The organism is Clostridium sp. MCC344, from assembly GCF_018785365.1.
Lineage (GTDB): Bacteria > Bacillota > Clostridia > Lachnospirales > Lachnospiraceae > Pilosibacter.
Window position 1 is genome coordinate 1 of sequence record NZ_WQPQ01000105.1, and the last position, 440, is coordinate 440.

A 440-nucleotide genomic window follows, 5' to 3' on the forward strand; every position below is an offset into this window, starting at 1 on the left:
TCTTCACTTTCGTACCCGCCATCTGCAACGACTTTTGAATACTTAAATCCCAGGTGATTCTCCATGTCTTTCAAAAACGGGATCAGGGTACGTGTATCGGTAGGGTGCGGGCTGATATCGATCCATGTGATGTATTCGGAATCCACTCCATGCTGAATGTTATAAGCAGGCTTTAACTGTCCATTCAGCATCGCGTCCTCTTTCATTCTCATGAAGGTTGCGTCAGGGTCTGTTTTGGAATAGCTGTTTCTATCCCCAAGCGTATACAGCTTTTTTGTATATTCCTTTAGTTTCTCCAGATATTGATCCAGCTGTTCCAGAGATTTCTGTAATTGTGTTTTTCTACGCCCGATTCCATGTACAAACACAATTCCCTCCTGCACTTTTATGCGGCACAACTGCTTCTTTAACCGTTTTAATGTGTGGATGGATATCCGGTC

At 43.4% G+C, this 440-nt stretch carries 1 pseudogene; it reads right to left on the minus strand.

Features of this window, described 5'->3' with window-relative positions:
* A pseudogene (locus GPK90_RS17945) lies at positions 1 to 440 on the minus strand (IS5/IS1182 family transposase); the annotation flags it as partial.